General features: G+C 41.8%; 12 protein-coding genes. 7 read left to right on the forward strand and 5 right to left on the reverse strand.

The features are described from left to right. Window positions 1-29 precede the first annotated feature (29 nt). The 7 genes from H6G14_RS02095 to mgtE all read left to right on the forward strand — a co-directional run bounded on the left by H6G14_RS02095 (window position 30) and on the right by mgtE (window position 9,609). Window positions 30-1,877 carry an ABC transporter ATP-binding protein gene (locus H6G14_RS02095; protein ID WP_190565509.1) on the forward strand — a complete coding sequence of 616 codons (1,848 nt, stop codon included), beginning with the start codon at window positions 30-32 and terminating at the stop codon, window positions 1,875-1,877. Further along, window positions 1,861-2,613 (forward strand): histidine phosphatase family protein, encoded by a 753-nt coding sequence (locus H6G14_RS02100; protein ID WP_190565510.1) that lies wholly within the window; start codon window positions 1,861-1,863, stop codon window positions 2,611-2,613. The genes H6G14_RS02095 and H6G14_RS02100 overlap by 17 nt, the downstream gene beginning before the upstream one ends. Continuing rightward, window positions 2,610-3,902, forward strand: coding sequence for a colanic acid biosynthesis glycosyltransferase WcaL (locus tag H6G14_RS02105; protein ID WP_190565511.1), 1,293 nt, complete (start codon window positions 2,610-2,612; stop codon window positions 3,900-3,902). Before H6G14_RS02100 ends, H6G14_RS02105 begins: the two co-directional genes overlap by 4 nt. Window positions 3,903-3,952: 50 nt before the next feature. Next, window positions 3,953-5,242 carry a glycosyltransferase gene (locus H6G14_RS02110; protein WP_190565512.1) on the forward strand — a complete coding sequence of 430 codons (1,290 nt, stop codon included), beginning with the start codon at window positions 3,953-3,955 and terminating at the stop codon, window positions 5,240-5,242. 120 nt (window positions 5,243-5,362) lie between these two features. Next, window positions 5,363-6,406 carry a glycosyltransferase family 2 protein gene (locus H6G14_RS02115; RefSeq protein WP_190565513.1) on the forward strand — a complete coding sequence of 348 codons (1,044 nt, stop codon included), beginning with the start codon at window positions 5,363-5,365 and terminating at the stop codon, window positions 6,404-6,406. A 154-nt stretch (window positions 6,407-6,560) separates the two neighbouring features. Further along, the gene (locus H6G14_RS02120; RefSeq protein ID WP_190565514.1) at window positions 6,561-8,090 is read left to right on the forward strand and encodes a mercuric reductase; all 1,530 of its coding nucleotides are present in this window, start codon (window positions 6,561-6,563) and stop codon (window positions 8,088-8,090) included. A 118-nt stretch (window positions 8,091-8,208) separates the two neighbouring features. Beyond that, entirely contained in the window at window positions 8,209-9,609 is a 1,401-nt protein-coding gene (gene mgtE, locus H6G14_RS02125; RefSeq protein ID WP_190565515.1) for a magnesium transporter, read from the forward strand. A gap of 11 nt (window positions 9,610-9,620) precedes the next feature. Here the strand turns inward: mgtE and H6G14_RS02130 are convergent, their stop codons facing one another. The 5 genes from H6G14_RS02130 to gcvT form a co-directional block, all read right to left on the reverse strand. Continuing rightward, on the reverse strand, window positions 9,621-9,878 hold the full coding sequence (locus tag H6G14_RS02130) for a hypothetical protein (protein WP_190565516.1): 258 nt from the start codon (window positions 9,876-9,878) through the stop codon (window positions 9,621-9,623). Window positions 9,879-10,133: 255 nt separating this feature from the next. Next, a complete protein-coding gene (locus tag H6G14_RS02135; protein WP_190565517.1) occupies window positions 10,134-10,991 on the reverse strand; it encodes an SDR family oxidoreductase in 858 nt (285 codons plus the stop codon). A gap of 553 nt (window positions 10,992-11,544) precedes the next feature. Next, entirely contained in the window at window positions 11,545-14,475 is a 2,931-nt protein-coding gene (gene gcvP, locus H6G14_RS02140) for an aminomethyl-transferring glycine dehydrogenase (protein WP_190565518.1), read from the reverse strand. A 212-nt stretch (window positions 14,476-14,687) separates the two neighbouring features. After that, entirely contained in the window at window positions 14,688-15,080 is a 393-nt protein-coding gene (gene gcvH, locus H6G14_RS02145; RefSeq protein ID WP_190565519.1) for a glycine cleavage system protein GcvH, read from the reverse strand. 189 nt (window positions 15,081-15,269) lie between these two features. Beyond that, entirely contained in the window at window positions 15,270-16,400 is a 1,131-nt protein-coding gene (gene gcvT / locus H6G14_RS02150) for a glycine cleavage system aminomethyltransferase GcvT (protein ID WP_190565520.1), read from the reverse strand. Window positions 16,401-16,536: the final 136 nt, after the last annotated feature.

Raw genomic sequence — 16,536 nt, forward strand, 5'->3', positions numbered from 1 at the left:
ATTTTGTTAACAAAGGAGAGAGATAATTAATGGGTCAGCGTGCCAAAGAAAAGGAATTAAAGGGTGTTATTCCGGGAATCTTGCGGATATTAGATAAATTTTCGCCTTATATTCGTCAACAAAAACTTTTAATAGCTGGTTCTTTTTTGGCACTCTTATTGGAAACTGGCTTACGTTTGCTGGAACCTTGGCCTTTAAAATATGTTTTTGATTACATCCTTATCCCTGCTCACAATAACAATACAAATCTTACTCATACTTATGGATTGAGTCCAGTTGTATTATTAACTCTATCGGCTGTAGGTATTGTAGTTATTTCTGGGGTGGGTAGCATTGCTGCATATATCAGCACTTACGGAATGTCTTTGGCTGTGGTGCGGGTGTTGTCCACAGTACGGGCTAATGTTTTCCATCATTTACAGCATCTTTCTTTATCTTTTCACCAAAAATCTAAGAGTGGGGATTTAATCACCCGTGTCACCGCCGATATTGAAAAGATGCGGACTGTGACGGTGAAAACAGCCTTACCTTTATTTACCAATACATTCTCGTTGGTGGGGATGTTGGGGATTATGTTTTGGCTAAATTGGGAACTGGCGTTAGTAGTGACGGCGATTTTCCCATTGTTATTTTTGTTGACTAGTCAGATGATTAGCCGCATTCGTAAGTTTGCCAAAAAACATCGTGATTCTGAAGGTGTTTTAGCCGCAACCACTGGCGAAACTATGGGTGCTATTAAGGTGGTGCAAGTCTTATCTCTTCAGGAAATGCTACACAGCGTTTTCTCAACTCAAAATCAAAAGAGTTTAGATGAAGCAATCGAATCTCTGAGACTTTCAGCCGCACTAGAAAGGGCTGTACAAATTTTAATGGCAATTATCATTGCTGTGGTGTTGTGGCGTGGTTCTCATGTGGTGCTACACAAGGAACTTACACCAGGGGAACTGTTGGTATTTATGACATATCTGCGAAATGCTTTTGAACCGATGCGGAAACTCTCCAATCAAATCGGCCAAATCGCTAAAGCCACCGCTTCCGGTGAACGAGTAGTAGAAATTCTGGATTATGAACCCAATGTACAAGATTTACCAGGGGCAAAACCAGCCCATCCTTTTTTTGGTGCAGTGCGGTTTGAAAATGTTTTCTTTGGCTATGATACAGGGAAAGATATTTTAAAAAATATTAGCTTGACTGTGCAACCGGGACAGCAAATTGCCTTAGTAGGGGCTTCCGGTGGCGGTAAATCAACGCTTCTCAGTTTAATATTACGGCTTTATGACCCAGAAGCTGGGCGGATTTTAATCGATGGTCAAGACATCCGCGAATATACCCTGAATTCTCTACGCCAGCAAATCAGTGTGGTTTTACAAGAGAGTGTGTTATTTGCAGTTAGTGTCAGGGAAAATATCGCCTATGGGAAATTGGGTGCTACTGATAAGGAAGTGGAAAAAGCTGCACGTCTAGCTAATGCTCACGAATTTATCATGAATTTACCCCAAGGTTACGATACTATTTTGGGCGATCGCGGTGGTACACTATCAGGAGGACAAAGACAAAGAATTGCGATCGCTCGTGCTGCAATACGACAAGCACCGATAGTAATTCTGGATGAACCCACCACAGGTTTAGATAAAAAGAGTGAATATATAGTCAATTCTGCACTCGCCAAATTAACCGAGGGGCGGACAACCTTTATTATTTCCCACAACCTCAAGGCGGTAGAAAACGCAGACATAATTCTCTACGTCGAGGGCGGAAGCATTTTAGAACAGGGTACTCACCCAGAATTGATGCGTTTGGGTGGTTACTACGCCACTTTATATCAAATACAAGGCATTGTCGAACCAGAAGGAGATATCTATGCAGTTGAGGCTTGAAGAATCCTCAGGAACTCGCGTGATTTTGTTACGCCACGGAGAGAGTACGTTTAATGCTTTGGGATTATATCAAGGTAGTAGTGATGAGTCAGTATTAACAGAAGTTGGGCGTAGGGATGCGCGAATTACAGGGGAATTTCTCAAGGGAATATGTTTTGATGCTGTTTATGTTAGTTCACTCAAGCGGGCGCAGGAAACCGCTAAAGAAATTTTAGAGGTAATTAATTTTCCCAAAAATGCAGTTTTTATCGATGAAAAATTAAGAGAAAATGATATGCCTGCTTGGGAAGGATTAGCATTTCAATATGTACGGGAAATATTCCCTGAAGCGTATCAACTTTGGAAACAGCGCCCGCATGAATTTTGGATGCAGGTAGATAATGAAACACGGTTTTATCCGGCGCTGAATTTATATCAACGGGTACAACAATTCTGGCAAGAAGTACTACCAAACAACGTAGGTAAAACTGTGTTGGTAGTTGCACATGGGGGGACAAATCGAGCTTTGATTGGGACTGCTTTGGGGATAAGTCCTGAGTTTTATCATTCTCTTCAACAGTCAAATTGTGGGATTAGTATTCTTAATTTTCCTGATGGTTCTTTGGCTTCGGGACAGTTAGAGGTGATGAATTTGAATTATCATTTGGATTTTTTGAGGAAGGAGGAGAAAGGCAGGATTTTTAAACGCAAAGTATCGCGGAGGTTTACGCGGAGTGACGCGGAGGTTTTACTATGAAAGTGGCTTTTATTGTTTGGCGGTTTCCGGTTTTGTCTGAGGCTTTTATTCTTAATCAAATTACGGGTTTGATTGATAGGGGACATGAGGTTTATATTCATCCTGTGAATGGTTTACCGAAGGGTTATACAGGGAAGTTACATCCGGTTGTGGAAGAATATCGGCTGATGGAACGTGTATGTTTCCCTCCTCATGTTCCTAACAATCTTATTTGGCGCTTTTTTAAAGGTATAGGTTTATTCATTAGGAATATTCATCAGGGTTCTTTGAAAACTTGGCGATTTTTTATTCCGGGAAGATATGGGAAGGAAGTAGCTACTTTAAAAACATTCTACAGAATTGTAGGGTTACTGAAAGATGGCTCTTATGATATCATTCACTGTCAATTCGGCACTTTAGCGCCTATTGCTTTAGCCTATCGGGAAGTGGGGATAATTTCTGGTAAATTAATCACGACTTTTCGGGGTATTGATATTAGTAAATATGTCGAGGAAAATGGCAGTGATGTTTATGAGCAACTCTTTCAGGAAGGGGAGTTTTTCTTGGCGAATTGCAAATTTTTTGGTGATCGCGCGATTAATTTAGGCTGCAATCCTGATAAACTGATAATTCATGGTTCTGGTTTAGATTGTAATAAGTTCACATTCAAACCTCGCTATTTTCCTGCTGATGGGAAAGTGCAAGTTGCGACAACAGGAAGATTGGTAGAAAAAAAGGGGATTGAATATGCTATTCGTGCAGTTGCTAAAGTAGCTGAACTTTACCCCAATATTGAGTATCAAGTTATCGGCGATGGCGATTTAAAGGAAGATTTAGAACAATTAATCACAGAATTGAATATTGGTCATATCGTCAAATTATTGGGATGGAAGCAGCAAAAAGAAATTGTGGAGATTCTGGAAAGTACCCACATTTTTATCGCGCCTAGTGTGACGGCTGCGGATGGTAATCAAGATGCACCAGTCAACACCTTAAAAGAAGCGATGGCGATGGGTTTACCTGTGATTAGTACCAGACACGGGGGGATTCCTGAATTAGTCACAGACGGGGTTTCTGGGTTTTTAGTCCCTGAACGAGATGCAGAGGCGATCGCTCATAAGTTAACCTATCTTATAGAGCATCCAGAATTGTGGGAAAAAATGGGTAAAGCTGGACGTGGACGTGTTGCAGAAAAATACGACATGAACAAGCTAAATGATGAATTGGTGGAAATTTATCAACAAATGCTCAAACCACAATCACCCCAACAAGATTTGCAGCATCTACCAAAAGAATTAACCGCTATTTAAGTCTGTCAACCGTCAACCGTCAACTGTCAACAGCTATTTAACTACGAAATATGAAAGTAGCATTTTTTGTTGCCCATTTTCCTGTGTTATCTGAACCATTCATTTTAAATCAAATTGTCGGTACGATAGAACGCGGCTATGAAGTTGATATTTACTCCCTTGATGGTATTCCCCAAGATACATCTAAATTGCATCCCTTGGTCGAACAATATCACCTCATGGAACGCACAATTTACGCTCCCACTAGACCAAATAATGAGTTATGGCGTTGGGTAAAAGGCTTAAGTCTACTGTTAATCAATTTTCATAAAAACCCTAGCGTCTGTCTGCAATTACTCAATACTTCGCGCTATGTTAGTCAGGCGAAATCCTTGAAAATGCTTTATCGAGCATTACCATTTTTAAAAACAAAATCTTACGATATTATCCACTGTCAATTCAGTACCTTGGGCGTGTTCGGTGTGTGGTTTCGCCAACTTGGTTTAATTGAAGGTAAATTAATTTCCACCTTCCGGGGTTCAGATATTAGTAAATTTTTACCCAAATGGGGAGAACAGGTTTATCAAGAACTATTCCAGGAAACAGATTTTTTCTTAGCTAACTGCGAATTTTTTAAAGATAAAGCCGTGGCGTTGGGATGTGATGCTGATAAAATTCATGTCCACGGTTCAGGAATTGATAGTAACAGTTTCTTTTTTCAAGAACGCTCTTATCCCCATGATGGTATTATCCGCATTGCTACTACTGGGCGTTTGGTAGAAAAAAAAGGGATTGAGTATGTAATTAAAGCTGTAGCTCAAGTCATAAGAAAATATCCCTATATTGAGTATAACATTATTGGTGATGGAGAACTAAAAACACATTTTGAAAAACTAATTTCTGAATTAAATCTTAGTCAAAATGTGAAATTATTAGGCTGGAAACAACAAAAAGAGATTGTTGATATTTTGGATAAATGCCATATTTTTGTGGCTCCTAGTGTAACTGGTAAAGATGGTAATCAAGATGCACCAGTCAACACCTTAAAAGAAGCGATGGCGATGGGTTTACCTGTGATTAGTACCAGACACGGGGGGATTCCAGAGTTAGTAGAGGATGGGGTTTCTGGGTTTTTAGTCCCTGAACGAGATGCAGAGGCGATCGCTCATAAGTTAACCTATCTCATAGAACATCCAGAATTGTGGGAAAAAATGGGTAAAGCGGGACGTGGACGTGTTGAAGAAAAATACGACATGAACAAGCTAAATGATGAATTGGTGCAAATTTATCAACAAATGCTCTATTCATCATCACCCCAACAAGATTTGCAACATCTACCAAAAGAATTAACAGCTATTTAAGTAGCCGTAGAGATATTAGGACATCAAGCTAAGATAAAAACCCGACAACACAGGGCTTTCTATTCTGTCAACAGTCAACAGTCAACAGTCAACAGCTATAACTAATAGGAGTTATCAACCATGTCAGAAGCAATTGTGACAATTGTCATTGTTCCCCGTGAACGCTTTAGCTGTACTCAAGCATCATTAGAAAGTATTTACGAACATACGAAGATACCTTTCAAACTAATTTATGTAGATGGTAATTCTCCAACTAAAGCCCGAAAATATCTACAACAACAAGCCCAAGAAAAGAACTTTCAACTAATTCGGACAGATTACTATCTTTCTCCCAACCACGCCCGGAATATTGGCTTGAGTCACGTTGATACTAAATATTTAGTATTCCTTGATAACGACGTTATAGTTTCCCCTGGTTGGTTAAAAGCTTTAGTAAATTGTGCAGAAACAACAGGTGCAACTGTAGTCGGGCCTTTGATGTGTGAAAAAGAACCCATACACGAAAGAATCCACTTTGCAGGTGGAGAAAGCCACATCGTGATTGATGTCAAAGGCAGACGACATCTACGGGAAAAAATGTACAAACAAGGTCATCAAGTATCAGCATTGCGTTCTCAACTCCAGCAAACTGAGACAGAATTAGCAGAGTTTCACTGTACCCTAATACGGAGGGAAATATTTGAGCAAATTGGCTATTTAGATGAAGAAATGCTCAACACCAAAGAACATCTAGATTTTTGCATGAATGTCATACAAGCAGGAGGTAAAGTTTATTTTGAACCTGATAGTTTAGTTACCTATGTACCAGGGCCTCCTTTAGAATGGAGCGATTTACATTTTTATATGCTGCGTTGGAGTGATGCTTGGACTTTAGCCAGTTTACAACGTATCCGCGCTAAATGGAATTTATCTGAGGATGGTTATTTTCAAACTAAATACAAAAAATTGGGTGTGAGACGAGTAGCAACAATTATTAAACCTTTTGTACGTCAAGTTAGCTTTGGGAATGAAAATAAGCCATTAAAAAGATTTCTGAAAAAGCTAGATCGAAAACTCAACCGATTTCTGACCGATAGGTATGCAGAAATGCTCCCACAACGCAAACTCGAATTACCAATTATTAAGAAAGAAATATCATCAGTTAAAGAATTTACCCAGGTTTGATAACCTGGAGATAACATTTATAAAATAAAAATTAAAATACCTAGAGGTGAATGAAATGTAGCATATTCTTTCCTGAATTTCCTGATTTTGAATGGCGAATTTTGTAGCTTGCTTAGAATAGAATAATCCCCATTGCTGAGAGAGGTTACACCCAATGTCCAATTCAGAATTAGATAGAGTCATTGTCCGCCCGGTGGATGAATATAATCAAAAATTAGTGGCTCATGTACACCCGCCTAACTGGGTAAATCCCCAACCGGCTGATAATTATGACTTGGTGGTCATGGGTGCGGGGACTGCTGGCTTAGTAGTGGCGGCGGGTGCGGCTGGTCTGGGTTTGGGTTTAAAGGTGGCGCTAATTGAAAAGCATCTTATGGGTGGAGATTGCTTAAATGTGGGTTGTGTACCTTCTAAAACTATCATTCGGTCTTCGCGGGTGGTGGGGGAAATCTGGAATGGGAAAAATTTGGGGGTGAATATTCCCAGCCAGATTGATATTGATTTTCCCGCAGTTATGGCACGAATGCGACGAGTACGGTCGGATATTAGCCATAATGACTCGGCGGAACGTTTTACATCCCTGGGAGTTGATGTATTTTTAGGTAGTGGTAAATTTGCTAGTAAGAATACCGTAGAAGTAGCTGGGAAGACCCTTAAATTTAAAAAAGCGGTGATTGCTACTGGTGCTAGGGCTACAAAACCAGCAATTATCGGCATTGAACAAGCTGGATATCTCACCAATGAAACGGTTTTTTCTTTAATTCAAAGACCGGAAAAGTTAGCAGTAATTGGTGGTGGCCCCATTGGTTGCGAATTAGCCCAAGCCTTCCGGCGTTTGGGGAGTGAGGTAGTGTTGATTCATAGCGGTTCCCATGTCCTTAACAAAGAAGATAACGACGCGGCACAAATTGTCCAACAGACTTTAATTAAAGAAGGGATTCGCTTAGTTTTAAATGCCAAGGTAGAAGAAGTAGTGACGGTAACCGAGGGTAAACGGTTGTATTTTTCTACCAACGGTCATCGTGATTCGGTGACAGTAGATGAAATATTAGTGGGTGCAGGGCGATCGCCTAATGTGGAAGGGTTGAATTTAGAAGCTGTCGGGGTAAAATACGACAAGCGTCGGGGTGTGGAAGTGAATGATTACCTACAAACGACCAACCCCAAGATTTATGCTGCTGGTGATATCTGCATGGAATGGAAATTTACCCACGCCGCCGATGCAGCCGCGCGCATTGTCATTAAGAATACCCTGTTTTCTCCCTTTGGTTTAGGCAGGTCGAAACTAAGTAGCTTAGTAATGCCTTGGGTGACTTATACTGACCCAGAAGTTGCCCATGTGGGACTGTACGAAAGTCAAGACGTAGAGACAATTAAAATTCCTTTTAGTAGTGTAGATCGAGCGATCGCCGATGCTCAAGAAGATGGTTTTCTGAAAATTCACCACAAAAAAGGTTCTGATGAAATTGTTGGTGCAACTATTGTCGCAACTCACGCCGGGGAGATGATTTCGGAAATCACAACAGCGATAGTTAATAAGATAGGTTTAAACAAACTCAGTAACGTGATTCACCCCTATCCTACCCAAGCCGAAGCCATCAAAAAAGCCGCAGATACCTATCGCCGTACCCTCCTCACACCAAAAACAAAAAAACTGTTGGGATTTTTAACCAAATTTTCTTAAGAAAAAACTGACAACACATCAAAGCAGAAAAAATCACGGTAAGTTTAACCTTACACCTTCCACAATCCCTTAGACTAGGGGCAGCAACCTTGTTCAGACTGGTCGAGGAAAGTGGAAAGTGACAGAGACGAACAATTTAAACTCTACCCTTCAGGATGTATCACGTAGGGAATTGCGTGATTTAGTGCGGACACAGATGCGAATGCTATTAGAAGCAGGAGATTTACAGGGAGCAAAAGCCATTCTTGTACCTGTACAGCCTGCGGACATAGCTGAAGCGATTGAAGGTTTACCCGAAACAATGCACGCTTTAGCTTTTCGCTTGCTTTCTAAAGATGAAGCCATTGAAGTTTACGAATATCTTGACTACAGTGTTCAAGAAAGATTAATTGAAGAACTCAAAAGCCAGGAAGTCCGCGATATAGTCGATCAAATGTCGTCGGATGACCGAGCGAGATTATTTGATGAATTGCCTGCCAAGGTTGTCAATCACCTGCTAGAACAACTCAGTCCAACAGAACGCCAAGCCACAGCCCTAATGTTGGGTTATGAAGCCGATACAGCCGGGCGCATCATGACTCTAGAGTTCATTGGGCTAAAAGAAAATATGACCATAGGGCAAGCTCTAGAACGGATTCGCAGCCTCGCTAATGCTAGTGAGATGATCTACTATCTTTACGTTACGGATCAAGCCAGACGCTTAACCGGCATTGTCTCACTGCGGGAGTTGGTGACATCCCAGCCAGAACAGACGATTGGTGAGGTAATGACCCGTGATGTAATTTTTGTCAATACAGATACTCACCAGGAAGAAGTAGCCAGATTAATTCAAAGGTATGATTTCCTAGCTGTCCCGGTGGTAGATAGACAACAGCTTTTAGTCGGGATTGTCACCGTCGATGACGTGATTGATATTCTGGAAGAGGAAACCACCAAGGATATCTACGCTTTAGGTGGTGGTGTACAGTCCAGTGGCGACAATTACTTTCAAATGGATTTATGGGAAGTAGCTCGCAAGCGGGTTTTATGGTTATTTGTTCTCTTAGTTACCAACACTGTCACCGGCACAATTATTAAGTCCCAAGAAGATATCTTGACAAAAGTAGTCACCCTCACTGCCTTTATCCCCTTGTTGACTGGTACTGGTGGTAACGTAGGCGCTCAGTCTTCCACAGTCGTGATTCGCGGGATGAATACAGACGAAATTCGCTCACTCGGCACATTACAAGTGATTGGCAGAGAAGCGATCGCCGGTGCATTGCTAGGCGGTATGTTAGGTAGTATCGCCACTATATGGGCTTACTTTCTCCAAGGCCGATTAGAAGTAGCGATCGCTGTTGGTGCTAGTTTAATCGCTATCTCTGTTCTGGCTTCTATATCTGGTTCAGCACTGCCATTTTTGTTTCGCTACTTACGCTTAGACCCAGCTTTAATGTCAGCACCTTTTATTACTACAGCCGTTGACGTACTTGGAGTTCTAATTTACTTCAATTTGGCAAGAGTAATTTTAAGATTGTGAATTATTGATATTTACAATTCCGACGCTGTATCAGGTGCAATAATTTCCCCAGTTCCCAAGTTAAGAATCATATCTTGGTCGGTAATCAATTCATTCAATTCTTTAACTTGCAGGTTCATTTCCTCACACGCTTTTCTTAGTTCTCCTGCAAATCTATTCAAATCATCACCATAGCCACATTGATAAGCAGCAGTTTCAATTCCCTGCTTGGCATTTGCTCTAGCACAATCAACTAATTCTGTGCCGTGCAATGGTTTTAGGGATGACATAAGCTAACTTTTTTCTTTGAATGTTCCTTAATAGATATAGCAACTGCTGAGGACGAAATCATCTCTCCGTTGGCAGACATCAAAGAAAATTCAGAATAAATCAGATATCATCTATTCTGAACTCCCCCCATTATCGTCAATTCAAGGGTTTAAGACCCCTATGTCTACAAGTAGTATCAGTTGAGATGGGGTTTAAATCCCCAACTCTAACTGTTTTGAATTTTGAATTTTGAATTTTGAATTTTGAATTGTTAATTAGCCATTAACTACTTCCCCACCATTGGGATGTAAAACTTGACCAGACATATAAGACGAGTCATCAGAAGCTAAAAACACATAACTAGGTGCAACTTCTTCCGGTTGTCCGGCTCGTTGCATTGGTACTTGTTTACCAAAGGTTTCTACCTTTTCTGGGGGAAATGTTGAAGGAATTAAAGGTGTCCAAATTGGCCCAGGTGCTACAGCATTCACCCGGATACCTTTACTAATTAAGTTTTGTGATAAGGAACGAGTAAAGGCGACAATTGCACCTTTAGTTGAAGAATAATCAAGTAACTGTGGACTACCTTTATAAGCTGTAACTGAAGTAGTATTGATAATGGCGCTGCCTTTTTTCAGGTGTTTGATTGCTGCTTTGGTCAAGTAAAACATTGAAAAAATATTCGTGCGGAATGTGCGTTCCAACTGTTCTTTAGTAATATCTTCAATGCTTTCTTGGGGATGTTGTTCAGCCGCATTATTGATGAGAATGTCTAGTTTACCGAACTCATCTACTGTTTGTTGAATCGCACGCTGACAAAAAGCTTCATCGGTTATATCCCCGGCGATAGATACAGCACGCCGTCCTTGTTCTTCTACTAAATTTTTGGTTTCTTCCGCGTCGCCGTGTTCACTCAGGTAAACAAAGGCTACATCTGCACCTTCTTTAGCATAGGCGATCGCCACAGCCCGGCCAATCCCACTATCCCCACCAGTAATCAGCGCAACTTTATCTTTTAATTTACCGCTACCTCGATACTGAGCATCATCAGCTTGAGGTTTTGGCTGCATTTTCGATTCTGTACCTGGTGGTTGTTGTTGCTGCGGTGGTTGTAATGTTTGCTTCTCTGCCATATATTTCTCCTGGTAATAAACCAACAATTTCTCGATCAACAAATTAAATTTTCATCCGCACAATTAAACCTTGGATCGACAGATCAACCCAAGGTTTAATTGTGCTTTTGCTCCCACTTGCAAATAGCAAGCTTACGCATTTTCACCCCGGATGTTAGCCAAACGTACTAATTGCTGGGCAATGTACATGACTGACATAATTGCTCCTCACACCTGAAACCATTAATCTGACCACGGAAAACAAGTACACAACTCTCTTTCGATGAAGGATTTATCCTATTCATCTGCCTTAAAACTAACTACTATGTACTTAATATTTATCGGTCTTGAGGTGGAAACAAAATTGAGATTTTCTCAACCTAGAGAGATAAAAAGTCGCTAGTGAAGGGAGTAGAAAACATGGCATGAAGGCAGTTTTTTGATTCCCTGATCCATTGTTCAGAATAATTGCTGATTCTTTGTTAAGAAAGATGTTTATATTGGGTAGCTTGTAGGGAAGGGGTTGGGGGTTAGGTCTGAGAGAAAGTTGCACACGGCGTTACCTAATTACGAATCAGTTATAAGCGTCCATTGGCAGACAAGAACAAACGAAATTTCTATCCCCAAAAGCTGCATCAATTCTTCCCACACTCGGCCAGAATTTATACTCCCTTATCCAAGGCACGGGATAGGCGGCTTGTTCACGCCCATAAGGATGGTGCCATTCAGCGCTGAGGAGACTTTCAACTGTGTGGGGGGCATTCTTCAAGAGATTATCTTGAATATCAACCTTGCCTGCTTCAATTTCCGCGATTTCTTGGCGAATGGCAATCAAGGCATCACAGAAACGGTCTAATTCAGCTTGAGATTCGCTTTCTGTTGGTTCCACCATAATTGTACCTGCCACAGGCCAGGAGACAGTCGGGGCATGGAAACCGTAGTCTATGAGGCGCTTGGCTATATCATCAATTTCGATGTTCGCGGATTTTTTGAGGGCGCGCAAATCTAAAATACACTCATGGGCAACCAAGCCATTTTGTCCTTTGTACAACACAGGATAGTAAGTTTCCAATCTCTTAGCAATGTAATTAGCATTGAGGATTGCCACCTTAGTCGCTTGGGTCAATCCATCTGCCCCCATCATGGCAATATACATCCATGAAATCACCAAAATACTAGCGCTTCCCCAAGGTGCAGCAGCTACAGCCCCAATATTTTGGGAATTGGGTATTTTCTCATTCACCAATACCGGATGTCCAGGTAAAAACGGTACAAGATGAGAAGCAACCCCAATTGGCCCCATACCAGGGCCACCACCTCCATGAGGAATACAGAAGGTTTTGTGCAAGTTCAAGTGACAAACATCCGCGCCAATATCCCCTGGACGACAAATACCCACTTGGGCATTCATATTTGCCCCATCCATGTATACTTGACCGCCATGACTATGAATCACAGCACAAATTTCTTGAATTCCTGCCTCGAACACACCATGAGTTGAAGGATAAGTCACCATCAATGCACCAAGTTCATGGCTGTATTTTTCTGCTTTAGCTTTGAGGTCATCAACATCAATATTACCTTCCGCATCACAGGCAACAGCTACAACCTTCATCCCACACATCACCGCACTTGCTGGGTTTGTTCCATGTGCTGAGGTAGGAATTAAACACACATTGCGGTGTGTCTCTCCCCGACTTTCGTGATACTGACGAATTACCAAAAGCCCTGTATATTCTCCTTGAGAACCAGCATTAGGTTGGAGAGAAACCCCGGCAAATCCAGTGATTTCCCCTAGCCACGCCTCAAGTTGTTGGAAGAGAATTTGATAACCCCGTGTTTGGGTTAACGGCGCAAAGGGATGTATTCTGCCAAATTCTTCCCACGTTACGGGAATCATTTCTGATGTAGCATTTAACTTCATCGTGCAGGAACCCAAGGGAATCATCGATGTAGTTAAAGACAAATCTTTAGTCTCTAGCCTGTGTAAATAACGTAGTAACTCAGTTTCCGAGTGATAGCGGTTGAAGACGGGGTGGGTGAGGTAACTACTGGTGCGGAGGGAAAGATGAGGAGAATATGTTAGTTCTTCTAGGGTGAATGGTAATTCATCTTTAAACGCGAAGATTTGCCAGAGGTCGATGAGGTCTTCTGGTGTGGTAGTTTCATTTAAAGAAATCCCCACAGCCGTCTCATCAAAAATCCGTAGGTTAATATTTCTGGCTTGGCAATCTGCGAGAATGGCTTCCAGATTGTTTGTCCCCAACTCTACCCGCAGAGTATCAAAGAAGTTTTCGGAACTAATTTTGTAACCCAGACGTTTTAAGCCAGCTGCCAAAGTTACGGTTAGCTGATGGATATTTTCGGCAATTTGTTTTAGTCCATCTGGGCCATGATATACAGCGTACATACTCGCCATCACTGCCAGTAATACCTGTGCTGTGCAAATATTGCTCGTAGCTTTTTCCCGGCGAATGTGTTGTTCGCGGGTTTGCAACGCCAGACGCAGGGCAGTTTTACCGTGGACATCTTTAGATACCCCCACAATTCGCCCTGGAACTTGCCGCTTGTACTCTTCTTTAGTGGCAAAATACGCCGCATGAGGCCCACCGAACCCCAAGGGAATACCGAAACGCTGGGTGCTACCTACGGCAATATCAGCCCCAAATTCACCAGGAGGGGTGAGTAAAGTTAAACTTAATGGGTCTGCGACTACCGTTACCAATGCACCTTGAGTATGAGCTGTTTCAATAAAAGCTCGGTAGTCGTAGATTGTGCCATCACTGGCAGGATATTGTAAGACCGCACCAAAAATTGGTTTCTGGAAATCAAATGTCTGATGATTCCCGACAATAATCTCAATCCCTAAGGGTTTAGCTCGTGTTTGTAAAACGTCGATGGTTTGGGGATGACAATCATGAGAGACAAAATAAGCATTGGCCTTATTTTTGCTCACACTGTAACTCATACTCATGGCTTCGGCGGCGGCTGTTGCTTCATCAAGTAGTGAAGCATTAGCAATTTCCAACCCTGTTAAATCGATAATCATGGTTTGGAAATTAAGCAGTGCTTCTAGCCGCCCTTGGGCAATTTCTGGTTGATAGGGAGTATAGGCAGTGTACCAACCAGGATTTTCTAAGATATTACGCCCAATAACTGAAGGAGTAATCGTATCGTAATATCCCATACCAATGTATGAGCGAAACACCTGATTTTTAGAGGCAATTTGTTTTAACTTTGCCAGGGCTGCATACTCAGTCTGTGCTTCTGGCAACTGTAGTTTTTTATGCAGCCTGATTGTGCTTGGTACTGTTTTCTCAATCAGGTCATCTAGACTAGAGAACCCCAACACATCAAGCATTTGTTGAATATCTGCCGATGATGGGCCTATATGTCTTTGTATAAAATTATTTAAATTTTCTTTCCTATTGTCTAACTGTTGGCGATCGCCTACGGTAGAGTGATCTGCGTCGCTAGACTGAGGAATAGAGGCATAAGATACCACTAAATTAAACTCCAGAATTAACTATTTAATATTTTGCAACAAATACCCCTGACAAGTAGGGGTATTTTTTAAACTTTTGAATGATTTATGAATAATCGTTGAGAGGAGGAGTGCTGAGTTAAAAAAGAGTCATTGGTCATTGGTCATTGGTCAATAGTTATTCTTCTTTGCCCCCCTGCTCCCCTGCCTCTCCCCCATTCTCCTATCCCCAACTACTCGCCTTCTACTTCAGCACGATATTCATCCGCAGTCAAAGCATCATTAACTTCGTCAGGATCATTCACACGTACTTTCAAGAACCATCCTTCACCGTAGGGATCATCTGCAACTGCTTCAGGAGATTCAATCAAAATTTCGTTGCGTTCTATAACTGTTCCGGTGATTGGTGCATTTAAGTCTTCGACGGCTTTGACTGATTCAATTGTGCCAAAGGAGTCTCCTTTTGTGAGTAAATCGCCAATTTCCGGCAGTTCTAGAAAAACCACATCACCCAACTGATCTACAGCAAATTCTGTAATACCGATAGTAGCAATTTCGCCATCTAGTCTCACGTATTCATGAGTATCCAAATATCTTAAATCTTGAGGGTATTCAAACGAAGACATTTCTTTTCCTCTTAAAATATCAAAAAATTAGCGTCCCAAAGTAATTAAGACCATATTTAGTTAATAACCATACTGTGATTGAGTATCTTACAACACATTTAGTAGGTCAACATTGATTTTTAGATTGGGGGCTGGAGATAAGCTAAATTTTCGCTCCTCAGCCCCTCTATTTACCCTAATCACAATTTTCTAACCCTTCTGAGTTGAACGATAAAATGGTCGCTTAACTACAACTGCTGGGTATGCTTTACCACGAATTTCGACTTCTAGCAGTTGACCAACTTTTGCTAGTTTACTGGGGACGTAGGCTAAAGCAATGGGATAACCCAGTGTAGGCGATAGAGTGCCGCTAGTCACTTCGCCTACTACTTTACCGTCTGAGAGAACTTGGTAGCCATGACGGGCGATGTTACGTCCTTGGGTTTGCAAACCTATGAGTCGGCGTTTTATTCCTGTGGCTTTTTGTTGTTCTAAAACTGACCGACCAATAAAATCTCCTTTGGTATCCAAATGAACTAACCACCCTAACCCAGCTTCTAGAGGAGTGGTGTTGTCATCGATGTCTTGACCGTAAAGCGCCATAGCTGCTTCTAGCCTCAGGGTATCTCTTGCACCTAAGCCACAGGGAATGACACCTGCATCACATAGACTACGCCATAACTCAACCCCCACTTCTGGGTCTACCAAAACCTCAAAGCCATCTTCCCCTGTGTAACCCGTACGGGCTATAAAACCTGCTTTACCCAGTACTGTTGCTTCTAGATGTCCAAAGGCTTTGATTGGTTGTAAGTTTTGCTGCACAAAAGGCTGGAGATAGTCGATAGCTTTTGGCCCTTGGATGGCAATTAAGACTTTTGCTGGTGATATGTCTTGGAATTGCACCTGATTTTGGTCGAGGTGTGACAGTATCCATGCTTTGTCTTTACTAGTGGTAGCGGCGTTGACGATTATAAATACCTGTTGTGTGCCGGTGTTGTCTTCACCTTGGTAATAGACAATAATATCGTCAATGATTCCTCCTTGGGGGTTTAACAACACGGTATATTGGGCTTGTCCTGGTTGTAACCTGTTCAAGTCGGAAGGAACTAAACCTTGGAGTTGAGAAATCAGGTTTTTACCTTGGAGGGTGAATTTACCCATGTGAGAAATGTCAAACATCCCAGCAGCGTTTCTCACTGCTTCGTGTTCACGGGTAATCCCACCGAATTGTACTGGCATTTCCCACCCGCCAAAGCTGGTCAAGCGGGCTTTGAGTTCTACACCCAGTTGATACAAAGGGGTTCTCGCTAAGGTTCCGGCAGTATCTTTTTGATTAGCCACAGATAGTTTTGCTTACGCGATCGCACTTCAACATTTAATATCCTACGTGATGGGTTCAATTAATAGGGAGTAAGACATAGGGGAATAATTTCTTACCCACTACTTCCCACTCTCTACTCACCATTCCCCTTTAATG

It is taken from the genome of Nostoc parmelioides FACHB-3921 (assembly GCF_014696625.1).
Lineage (GTDB): Bacteria > Cyanobacteriota > Cyanobacteriia > Cyanobacteriales > Nostocaceae > Trichormus > Trichormus parmelioides.

What these genes read in the sequence shown, in the direction of transcription:
- H6G14_RS02105 (WP_190565511.1), top strand. Translation starts at nt 2,610, where the DNA reads ATGAAAGTGGCTTTTATTGTTTGGCGGTTTCCGGTTTTGTCTGAGGCT.
- H6G14_RS02120 (WP_190565514.1), top strand. Translation starts at nt 6,561, where the DNA reads ATGTCCAATTCAGAATTAGATAGAGTCATTGTCCGCCCGGTGGATGAA.
- H6G14_RS02100 (WP_190565510.1), top strand. Translation starts at nt 1,861, where the DNA reads ATGCAGTTGAGGCTTGAAGAATCCTCAGGAACTCGCGTGATTTTGTTA.
- H6G14_RS02130 (WP_190565516.1), bottom strand. Translation starts at nt 9,878, where the DNA reads ATGTCATCCCTAAAACCATTGCACGGCACAGAATTAGTTGATTGTGCT.
- H6G14_RS02115 (WP_190565513.1), top strand. Translation starts at nt 5,363, where the DNA reads ATGTCAGAAGCAATTGTGACAATTGTCATTGTTCCCCGTGAACGCTTT.
- gcvH (WP_190565519.1), bottom strand. Translation starts at nt 15,080, where the DNA reads ATGTCTTCGTTTGAATACCCTCAAGATTTAAGATATTTGGATACTCAT.
- H6G14_RS02095 (WP_190565509.1), top strand. Translation starts at nt 30, where the DNA reads ATGGGTCAGCGTGCCAAAGAAAAGGAATTAAAGGGTGTTATTCCGGGA.
- H6G14_RS02110 (WP_190565512.1), top strand. Translation starts at nt 3,953, where the DNA reads ATGAAAGTAGCATTTTTTGTTGCCCATTTTCCTGTGTTATCTGAACCA.
- H6G14_RS02135 (WP_190565517.1), bottom strand. Translation starts at nt 10,991, where the DNA reads ATGGCAGAGAAGCAAACATTACAACCACCGCAGCAACAACAACCACCA.